A 10184-nucleotide genomic window follows, 5' to 3' on the forward strand; every position below is an offset into this window, starting at 1 on the left:
AGGTCAGCGGCACGCCCTGGACGATGTAGCGCCCCGCAATGTGGCGGACGATTTGTTCGAGGTCGCGGGCTGCCGCCCGCAAGCGTATTGCAGCGAGGTCTTGTTCTCTCATGGCCGGTTTGAATATCGAGATAACCTGTACAAATATACAGTATCCGGACCAAAGACTGCAGCCAGTCGAGCGTTGAAATTATCCGTGGATGACGACGAGCAACGCTTTGGCTTCACCTTTGCCAGCGTTGCGCACCGCGTGATCGACATCCGCCACGTAACGCGCGGTATCCGCGGTTTTCAGGCGCTTGACCACGCCATCGACCTCGACCTCGATCGATCCTTGCAGCACGGTGAGGTGTTCGCGCGTACCGGGTTCGTGGGCATTGGAGACGAGAGCGCCGCCGGCTTGCAACGTCAATTCATACCATTCGAATTTGCCGGCCAGCTCGATCGGGCCCCATACGCGCAGTTGATACTTCGCTTCGTGCCCGTCGAGCGTCGGAATATCGTGTGGACCTGCCACGACGACGGTCTCCGGCGCTTTGTGCGTTGCGAACAACTGGTCCAGGCTGACGCCGAGCGCGTTCGTCAACCGCCATGCGACAGCGATAGTGGGGTTTGCTTTGTCGCGCTCGATCTCCGACAGCATCGACTTCGACACACCCGCTGCGCGAGACAGGTCGTCGAGCGTCATCTTGCGATCCATTCTGAGCCGCTGAATTTGCTCACCGACGCGCGGTGGCGCGGCGCTGGGGGCGCCTGCTCCAACCGCGGGTGAAGACGCGTGCGGGCCGCGCCGGTTGCCCGTGCTTGCCATTTGGTTTCCGATCGCTTAAAGTTGTTCGGTATATCGAACTTGTGTTCGAAAAATTGAAATCGTCCGCTATCGGCGATGACCGACTATAACAGCTACATGCGCGTATCGACCCGTGATCCGGGAAGCGCGCGATTCGAACCGACTCTCACAGGAGCAGCAACGATGCGCGAAACTTATCTTGCCCATTTGCGCAAGACGATCGACCAGATCCGAGCCGACGGTTTTTACAAATCCGAGCGCGTCATTGCCAGTCCTCAGTCCGCGGCTATCCAGCTGGCAAACGGCGAAGACGTGCTCAACTTCTGTGCGAACAACTATCTCGGTCTTGCGAATGACGCCCGCATGATTGCAGCGGCGAAGCAAGGGCTCGACAACGACGGTTTCGGGATGGCATCGGTGCGGTTCATTTGCGGTACGCAGACGGTGCATAAGACGCTCGAACATGCCGTATCGGAATTTCTGGGCACCGACGATTCGATTCTCTATTCGAGCTGCTTCGACGCAAACGGCGGATTGTTCGAGACGTTGACGGACGAGAACGACGCCATCATCAGCGACGAGCTCAATCACGCGAGCATCATCGACGGCGTGAGGCTTTCGAAAGCCAAGCGTTACCGTTACAAGAACAATGACCTGGCAGACCTCGAAGCGAAGTTGCGCGAAGCCGATGCGGCCGGGGCACGCTTCAAGCTGATTGCGACCGATGGCGTCTTTTCGATGGATGGCATCATCGCGAACCTGGCCGGCATTTGCGACCTGGCAGATCGTTATGGCGCGCTCGTGATGGTCGACGATTCGCACGCGGTCGGCTTCATCGGCGAACACGGCCGGGGCACGCCCGAATTCTGCGGCGTCGAGGGCCGCGTGGACATTCTGACGGGCACGCTCGGCAAGGCGCTTGGCGGCGCGTCGGGCGGCTACGTCGCGGCGCGCCGCGAAATCGTCGAACTCCTGCGGCAGCGCTCACGTCCGTACCTGTTTTCCAATACCCTCACACCCAGCATCGCAGCGGCATCGCTCGCGGTGCTCGATCTCTTGCGAAGCGATGAAGGTGCCGAACTGCGTCGCCGGGTGCGTGCCAACGGTGAGCGTTTTCGGGAGGCGATGAGCGCAGCCGGTTTCACGCTCGTACCGGGCGAACATCCGATCATTCCCGTCATGCTGGGGGATGCCCAAATCGCTTCACGCATGGCGGATGCGCTGTTGCAAGAAGGCGTCTACGTCATCGGGTTTTCTTATCCGGTCGTGCCGAAAGGGCGTGCGCGCATTCGCACGCAGATGAGCGCGGCACACACGCCCGAACAGATCGATCGCGCGATCGATGCGTTCAAGCGAGTCGGCAAATCGCTCGGCATCGTTTGAGAGAAGGAGCGAAATCATGAAAGCACTGGCGAAACTCGAGCGTGCTCCTGGCTTGACGCTGACCCGTGTGGCCAAACCCGAGGTCGGTCATAACGATGTCATGATCCGCATCAAGCGGACCGCGATCTGCGGGACCGACATCCATATATGGAAATGGGACGACTGGGCGCAAAAGACGATTCCCGTGCCGATGCATGTCGGCCACGAGTACGTTGGCGAAATCGTGGCTATGGGGCAGGAGGTGCGCGGTTTTTCAATCGGCGATCGCGTATCGGGCGAAGGCCACATCACCTGCGGCTTTTGCCGCAACTGCCGAGCCGGACGCCGGCATCTGTGCCGCAATACGGTGGGTGTCGGCGTCAACCGCGCGGGTGCATTCGCCGAATTTCTCGTCATTCCCGCATTCAACGCCTTCAAGATTCCCGATGAGATCTCCGACGATCTCGCCGCCATCTTCGATCCCTTCGGCAACGCGACGCATACGGCCCTGTCGTTCAACCTCGTCGGAGAGGATGTCTTGATCACCGGTGCGGGCCCCATCGGCATCATGGCGGCCGCGATAGCGAAGCATGTGGGCGCGCGCAACGTGGTGATCACCGATGTCAACGACTATCGTCTGGCACTCGCGCGCAAGATGGGGGCGACCCGTGCCGTGAATGTCGCGCGCGAATCGCTGCGCGATGTCATGGCCGAACTGCATATGACGGAGGGCTTCGATGTGGGCCTCGAAATGTCGGGTGTCCCGAGCGCGTTCACGAGCTTGCTCGAAGCGATGAATCACGGCGGCAAAGTTGCGTTGCTCGGCATTCCCCCGGCGCAGACGGCGATCGACTGGAATCAGGTCATCTTCAAGGGCCTCGAGATCAAGGGGATCTACGGCCGGGAAATGTTCGAGACCTGGTACAAGATGGTCGCGATGCTCCAAAGCGGGCTCGACTTGTCGCCGATTCTGACGCACCGCTTTGCGGTCGCGGACTACGAACAGGCATTCGCCGCGATGTTGTCGGGCGAAAGCGGCAAGGTGATTCTCGACTGGACCGACGCTTGAGAGGTTGAGGCCGTCGACGACCGTCGGCCCCTATCGGGCTTCGGCGTCCGCGTGCCGTGCGAATTCGGCTTCGATTCTCACGCGCACGTCGTCGCCCACCGCCGGGTACCACGTGCCCAGTCCAAACTGCGAACGGCTGAAGTGTCCTTGCGCGGAAAAGCCGAGCTTGTTTTCCTTGGTCAGCGGATCGACGCCGTAGCCGTTGAATTTCAGATCGAGCACCACTGGCCGCGTGACGCCGCGGATCGTCAGATTCCCTTCGAGCTTGCCCTCGGCGTTGCCCGTGCGCATGACGCGCGTGCTGACGAAGCGAATCGTTGGATGGTTCGCTGCGTCGAACATATCCGGTCCTTTCACGAGCTTGTCCAGCAGCGCTACGTTGGTGTCGACGCTCGATGCGTCGATCGAGACGTCCACGGTGCTCGCTTCCATGCCGCCCGGCTTCCAATCGAGCGTCCCCTGCGCTTTATCGAAACGCATCGTAAAGCGCGAGTATTTCAGATGGTCGACATCGAACGTAATGCTCCAATGATGCGCGTCGAGCGCGTAGCTGCCCGCGGGAACGCGCGCTTCGTCCGTGCCGACGGTATGCGTCACCACCCGCAATGGGGTGCATGCGGGCAGTAAAACGGTGCTCGTGGCGATCAACGCGAACAGCACGGCGTACGCGGCTTTAACGCTCGCTGTCTTGAGTTCTTTCATTGGAGTGGTTGAGCGATCGGTCGGGCTTATAGCTTATATGCGAAACCTCGATTGACAAGGTAGAACGATCGTTCCACCATAGCGCCATGGCAAATACGGATCGACATGGCACCGGCGAGCACGCGCACGAACGCGGCTCGGCGGGGAGCAGTGTGCGCGACAAGCTGCTCGACGCCGCGGAGGCGCTCGTTTATGCGGGGGGTATTCACGCGACCGGCGTGGACGCCATCGTCCGGCAGTCCGCGACCACGCGCAAAAGCTTTTATACGTACTTCGAATCGAAAGATGCGCTGGTGGCCGCTGCGTTGCGGCGGCGTCATGAGCGCTGGATGAGCTGGTTCGTCGACGGCACGCGGCGCAGCGGGAAGACGGCCCGCGAGCAATTGCTGGGGATGTTCGAGGTGCTGCGCGAATGGTTTGCGTCGCCGGACTTCCATGGGTGCGCGTTCTTGAATGCGTCGGGCGAGATCGGCTGCGCCGAAGACCCGATTCGTGTGGTCGCACGCGAGCACAAGGCGCAGTTGCTGCAATTCATTCGCGTGACGTGCGACGCCTATGTCGCGGACACAGGCCGAGACACAAAAGCGGCCGCATCGCTTGCCAGGCAATGGCTGATTCTGATCGACGGGGCCATTGGCGTTGCACTCGTGAGCGGCAGTGCCAGCGCGGCGCGGGATGCGCGCGCCGCGGCCATGACGTTGCTCGATGCTCGCGCATCGGTATAGCGGCGCGCTCTTGCGAACAAAGACTTTCTCACTAGCCCGAACGTAAAGGAGAGACCATGTCAGATCCGAATCAATCGAACGAATCGCGGCCGCCATTTCCGCCCTTCACTCGCGAAACCGCCATTCAGAAAGTGCGCGCCGCCGAGGATGGATGGAATACGCGCGAACCGGAGCGCGTCGCGCTCGCTTACACGCCGCAAAGCGTCTGGCGCAACCGCGCGGAATTCGTCAATGGGCGTCCGGAAATCGTTGCGTTCTTGCGGCGCAAATGGGCCAAGGAGCTCGATTACCGGCTCATCAAGGAGCTTTGGGCGCACGACGGCAACCGGATTGCCGTGCGATTCGCTTACGAGTGGCACGACGATTCGGGCAATTGGTTTCGCTCCTACGGCAACGAGAATTGGGAATTCGATGCAAATGGTTTGATGGCGCGCCGGTTCGCGTGCATCAACGATCTGCCGATACGCGAAAGCGATCGGCTTTATCGCTGGCCGCTGGGGCGCCGGCCGGACGATCATCCAGGGTTGTCCGATCTCGGGCTCTGAGGTTGGTTGTCCGTCCACGCGTAAATGGCGCCGGTTCGATCTGTTCCAACCGAGCGTGTCTTCGGTTCCTCGTGCGCGGTTTGCCGGCGTATTGCGGTACAGTGCGCGGCTAGCGGCCTCGAGCCGTACGAACGAGAACTCATGGCCGGCGCCAGACCGGCGAACGGAGCGGACATGCATCGTTGGAAAGTGGTGGCGCGCTACGCGCGGAAATCGATCGCGCGCGCGGCCTTGTCGACGGCGACTATTGCCTCGGGTGTCCTGTCGTCATCAGTGCCGGCGCATGCGGCCAACTGGTGCGGCAGCGGACTCTGGATCGACGCGATGATTGCGTCACATCACATTCATCCCGAGCAGTCTTTCGAAGACGTGAATCCCGGGCTCGGCGTGGAGTGCTGGCTCAACGGGCAATGGGCGTTGACCGCAGGCGGGTTCCGGAATTCGCTTGCTCGTCCGTCGTGGTACGGCGGGGGCGTGTGGGCGCCCGAATTCGCTCACTGGGGATTCGTTCGGCTCGCCGTCATGGGCGGCATCATCTCGGGCTACAACTACGGCAGATGGGGCATCGGCCACGATCATTCGATCGGGCCGGTGGCCGCACCGCTCGTCATGGTGACGTATAAGCGCGTTGGCATGAATTTCATTCTCGTGCCACCGATTCCTTCCGACAATCTGCCTTTCACGATCGGGTTTCAATTGAAGTTGGGGTTTTAGGCAATTGCGCGGCCCCTACGGATATAGATCGACGTAGCGATTTCAGGCGAGCCTGCATGCCTTCAATGTCCGACATCTTTGCGATGTTCATATTGGCGACCAGCATCGCCGTCGCGCTCTCGGTGCTGATCTATTACTTCGTGACCGGCGTCGTTCCTATGTCGTCGAGCCGCGCGGAGGCGGCCGAAGTGATTGCCTTGCTGAAAGAGGCCGGCGTGCCGGAGCAGGCGGTTCTATACGAACTCGGCTGTGGCTGGGGCATGCTCGTGAGCGCGTTGGCTCGCGCTTTCCCCGAAGCACGCATTCACGGAATCGAAATATCGCCATTCCCCTACTGGATCGCACGTTTGCGAACGCGGCATTTACCCAACGTTCGCCTGCAAAGAGGCAACTTCTTCCATTGCGATCTGCGCGACGCCGATGCCGTTGCCTGCTATCTGATGATCAAGCCGATGCCGAAGCTCGCCGCCTTTCTGGACGCCATGCTGAAGCAAGGCACCCCGGTGGTGTCCCTCGCGTTCGGCTTTCGGGACCGGCAAGCGGCCGCGGCGCGAAAGGTATCGGGGTTGCCAGGCACTGCCACGCTGTACGTTTGGCCTGCGCTTCGTCGGCAACCGTCGAGCACTCAGCGGTAACCGCGTCTTCGCGTTCATCCCGCGTTATCGGCCCGAGCCCGCAATGGCTGCCAACCAGGCGGCCCATGGTGAGCTTTTACGGGAAGGATGCATGCGAGCGCGACGCGACGGACTGGCGCCCCGCACAGAAGTTCGTAGAAAGAGGGCTCGCCACAGGCGAGGTTCCCCGGACGCACCGCTTGAATCGCCTACCGTCACCGCCTAATCTTTAAGACCCGCTGCCCGACGGTAGGCGGGTTCACAAGAATGCGATGAACGGAGACGATCGAAGTGGCTATCCCACCGACTACAGACATTGCGCACGTGATCGAACTGACGTTGAACGTCAACGGCTCCGCACATCGTTGCGTGCTCGATACGCGCACCACATTGCTCGATGCCTTGCGCGAGCATCTCCATCTCACCGGCACGAAAAAGGGCTGCAATTTCGGCGAATGCGGCGCGTGCACGGTGCATCTCGACGGGCAGCGCGTGAACGCGTGCATGGTGCTCGCGGCGCAGGCCGACGGACGCGCGGTCACGACGATCGAAGGGCTTTCGCAAGGCGAAACGCTGCATCCCATGCAGCAGGCTTTCATCGACTGCGACGCTTTTCAATGCGGCTTTTGCACGCCGGGGCAGATCATGTCCGCCGTCTGTTGCGTGCGGGAAGGTCATACGAAAAGCGATGCCGACATTCGAGAGTGGATGAGCGGCAACTTGTGTCGATGCTCGTCATACCCGCAGATCGTCGAAGCCGTCAAGGCTGGGGCAAGCGCGCCGAACGGAGGGCAATGATGGAGCCATTTACCTACGCGCGCGCCGGCGATGTCCAGGATGCGCTGAAGCGGTTCGGCGAACGGACCGCGCTGTTGGCCGGCGGCACCGAGCTGCTGAACTGGATGCGCCTCGGTATCGAGCACCCTGCTCACATAGTGGACATTTCGCGTCTGCAGGACTTGAAGGGAATCGAAAGCATCCCGGGCGGGAGCGGACTGCGTATCGGTGCGCTCGCCACGCTCAACGAGGTTGCACTCAATCCGCGTGTCGCGAACGACTTTCCCGCGCTGTCCGAAGCGTGCCTCAAGGCCGCCTCGGCTCAGTTGCGCAACCTCGCTTCGATCGGCGGCAACCTGTTGCAGCGCACGCGCTGCCCTTACTTTCGTTCGGACGAAGTGCTTCCCTGCAACCGGCGTGTGCCGGGTTCAGGGTGTGCGGCACGGCACGGCATCAACGAGAAGCACGCGATCTTCGGCTGGACCGACGATTGCGTCGCAGTTCAACCGTCCGACCCCGCAGTCGCGTTATCGGCGCTCGAGGCCGATATCGTCATCGAATCTCCGCGCGGCACGCGTCGGGTCTCGGCGGCGGACTTTCATACGTTGCCCGCCGACGACCGCGGCATTCGAAAGCACAACGTCATGGACGACGACGAACTGATTACGTCGATCGAGCTGCCCTGCGCGATGCCGAATTCAGCCTATCTGAAGGTCCGCGAACGAGAATCTTACGAGTTTGCGATTGCCTCTGCGGCGGTAGGGCTCGAACTCCATGGCGGTGTGATCCGCCAGGCGCGGATTGCCCTCGGGTCCGTGGCGATGCGGCCGTGGCGCTTGAGCGGGGCCGAACGCAATCTGCAAGGGCTGGCCGTTGCATCGCCCGATGCGCGTCGAGCGATCGAGCAGGAATTTGCTGCCGCCCGCGCGCTTTCGCACAATGCACACAAGATCGTGATCGCGCGTAACGCCGCATGGCGCGCGCTTCAGTTGGCGGCGCAACGCGCCGAAGGAGGTGCCGCATGAGCATCGGCGAAGCGTTGCCCCGTCCGGATGGGCCCATCAAGGTAACAGGCCAGGCGAAGTACACCGCCGATCAACGGCTCGATGGGGCGCTTTTTGTGGTCCTGGTCGGCTCGCCTGTGCCTGCGGGTACGATTCGGCAGATCGACACACACGAGGCCGGGTCGGTGCCGGGTGTGGTTCGCGTATTGACGGTTGACGACATGCCGCACTTTGCGAACGTGACGGCACCCTCGGCCATCACCTTGCTGCCGATGCAGGACACGACGATTCGCCATCACGGCCAAGCGATTGCCATCGTCGCCGCCGAGCGCCTCGAACAAGCGGAGCAGGCCGCGCGACTCGTGCGAGCCGACATCGAAGTCTCGCCCTTCGTTGCGCAAAGTGAAGGCGCGGCGGTCATCGCAACGGAAAATCTCTACGCACCCGCCGAGTTTTCGAAGGGTGACATCGCTCGGGGGTTATCGAGCGCCGCGCATCGGCACGAGGCCGATTACCTGCAACCTTCGCGGCATCACAACCCGATGGAGCCGTCAGCCGTCCAGGCGGTCTGGGACGGCGACGAGCTGACGATATTCGATACGACCCAGCACGGCTACAACGTGCAGGCCGTGCTCTCGAGCGCGTTCGGCGTCAGGCCCGAGCAGGTGCGTGTCATTTGCCACCACACCGGTGGAGGTTTCGGCTGTAAAGGTTTCGTCTGGCCGCATGAGCTGCTTGCCGCCGCGGCTGCCCGTGTGCTGCAACGCCCGATCAAGCTGGTGTTGAGCCGGGCTCAGATGTATTCGATGGTCGGCTATCAACCGGACATGCGTCACCACATGGTGCTTGGGGCCGAAGCTGACGGGCGCCTGAGTGCGTTGAGCCATGACGTCGAAAACGTGACGTCGATTGCGGAGCAATTCGTCGAGCATGCGACGTCCGCGTCGCAGGGCGTCTATGCGAGCCCCGCGATTCAGACGAAACAGAAGGTGCGGCATGCGAACGTGAATCATCCGACCGCCATGCGCGCCCCGTGGGAGGGACCGGGCTTGTGGGGGCTGGATTCGGCGATCGATGAAATGGCCCATCTCGTGGGTATGGACCCGCTTGATTTTCGTCTCGCCAACTATGCGGAAACGGACCCGGCGACAGGCAAGCCGTGGTCATCGAAAAAACTGCGCGAGGCCTACGCCGAAGGCGCGCGCCTCTTTGGCTGGTACGAACGTCCCCGGGAGCCGGTACGCGATGGACCGTGGCTGCTCGGCAGCGGCATGGCGACGAGCTCGATGGGATGCTTTCGATTTCCGTCCGTGGCGCGCGTACGGCTCAACGCGAGTGGCCGAGCGACGATCGAAACGGGCTGCCACGATATCGGCACCGGCACGTTGACGATTTTTCCGCAGATCGCGGCGGATGTTCTCGGCGTGTCGCTCGATCAGGTATCGCTGTCGATGGGCGATACGGCATTGCCGAAAGGCGGGCCGACTTACGGATCGTCTTCGACGATGGGTGTCGGTGCCTCGGTTCTCTACGCGGCGCGTTCCGTGCGGGCTCAGCTAGCGGAACTTGCGGGCGTTCCGGATTCGCAAGCCGAGCTGGCCGATGGCCGGATCCGGCGTAGCGGCAGCGACGAGCGCGGGCAATCGATTTTCGAGCTCATGCGTCAGGCCGGACGGGCGGAGCTCAGGGCCGACGGCGAGTTCAGCTTGCCGGGCGGCGCGCCGTTCAATGCGAACGGCGAGGGCAGCGACGTAGCCATTTCGACGTTCGGCGCAATCTTCGTCGAGGTGGCCGTCGATCCCGAACTGGGCTTGCTGCGGCTGCGGCGCGCGGTCGGCAGCTATAGCGCGGGGCGCATCATCAATCCGCGCACGGCGCGCGC

General features: G+C 62.0%; 12 protein-coding genes. 9 read left to right on the forward strand and 3 right to left on the reverse strand.

Annotated elements, in window-relative coordinates:
- Positions 1-112: DUF2471 family protein (locus tag VGL01_RS13130; protein ID WP_331569961.1), on the reverse strand; the 112-nt coding region annotated here is incomplete at its 3' end.
- A gap of 78 nt (positions 113-190) precedes the next feature.
- Positions 191-811, reverse strand: coding sequence for an XRE family transcriptional regulator (locus VGL01_RS13135; RefSeq protein ID WP_331569939.1), 621 nt, complete (start codon positions 809-811; stop codon positions 191-193).
- Between the two features lie 162 nt (positions 812-973).
- Between VGL01_RS13135 and VGL01_RS13140 the strand changes: the two genes are divergently transcribed.
- Complete coding sequence (locus VGL01_RS13140; protein WP_331569941.1) at positions 974-2173, forward strand: glycine C-acetyltransferase; 1200 nt, start codon at positions 974-976, stop codon at positions 2171-2173.
- A 16-nt stretch (positions 2174-2189) separates the two neighbouring features.
- Positions 2190-3221: an L-threonine 3-dehydrogenase gene (gene tdh / locus VGL01_RS13145; protein WP_331569943.1), complete on the forward strand. Its 1032-nt coding sequence runs from the start codon at positions 2190-2192 to the stop codon at positions 3219-3221.
- Positions 3222-3251: 30 nt separating this feature from the next.
- Here tdh and VGL01_RS13150 read toward each other — a convergent pair whose 3' ends face one another.
- Positions 3252-3923, reverse strand: coding sequence for a YceI family protein (locus VGL01_RS13150; protein ID WP_331569945.1), 672 nt, complete (start codon positions 3921-3923; stop codon positions 3252-3254).
- Positions 3924-4009: 86 nt separating this feature from the next.
- Between VGL01_RS13150 and VGL01_RS13155 the strand changes: the two genes are divergently transcribed.
- The 7 genes from VGL01_RS13155 to VGL01_RS13185 form a co-directional block, all read left to right on the forward strand.
- Positions 4010-4648, forward strand: a complete 639-nt coding sequence (locus tag VGL01_RS13155) for a TetR/AcrR family transcriptional regulator (protein ID WP_331569947.1) — start codon at positions 4010-4012, stop codon at positions 4646-4648.
- A 56-nt stretch (positions 4649-4704) separates the two neighbouring features.
- Positions 4705-5193 carry a nuclear transport factor 2 family protein gene (locus VGL01_RS13160; protein WP_331569949.1) on the forward strand — a complete coding sequence of 163 codons (489 nt, stop codon included), beginning with the start codon at positions 4705-4707 and terminating at the stop codon, positions 5191-5193.
- A 174-nt stretch (positions 5194-5367) separates the two neighbouring features.
- A complete protein-coding gene (locus VGL01_RS13165; RefSeq protein ID WP_331569951.1) occupies positions 5368-5907 on the forward strand; it encodes a hypothetical protein in 540 nt (179 codons plus the stop codon).
- Between the two features lie 56 nt (positions 5908-5963).
- Positions 5964-6542 carry a class I SAM-dependent methyltransferase gene (locus VGL01_RS13170; protein WP_331569953.1) on the forward strand — a complete coding sequence of 193 codons (579 nt, stop codon included), beginning with the start codon at positions 5964-5966 and terminating at the stop codon, positions 6540-6542.
- 270 nt (positions 6543-6812) lie between these two features.
- The gene (locus VGL01_RS13175) at positions 6813-7319 is read left to right on the forward strand and encodes a (2Fe-2S)-binding protein (protein WP_331569955.1); all 507 of its coding nucleotides are present in this window, start codon (positions 6813-6815) and stop codon (positions 7317-7319) included.
- Positions 7316-8323, forward strand: coding sequence for a xanthine dehydrogenase family protein subunit M (locus VGL01_RS13180; protein WP_331569957.1), 1008 nt, complete (start codon positions 7316-7318; stop codon positions 8321-8323). Before VGL01_RS13175 ends, VGL01_RS13180 begins: the two co-directional genes overlap by 4 nt.
- A partial coding sequence (locus VGL01_RS13185) for a xanthine dehydrogenase family protein molybdopterin-binding subunit (protein WP_331569959.1) occupies positions 8320-10184 on the forward strand: 1865 nt, incomplete at its 3' end. The genes VGL01_RS13180 and VGL01_RS13185, both read left to right, overlap by 4 nt.

Origin of the sequence: Trinickia sp., from assembly GCF_036503415.1 — a bacterium.
Classification (GTDB): domain Bacteria; phylum Pseudomonadota; class Gammaproteobacteria; order Burkholderiales; family Burkholderiaceae; genus Trinickia.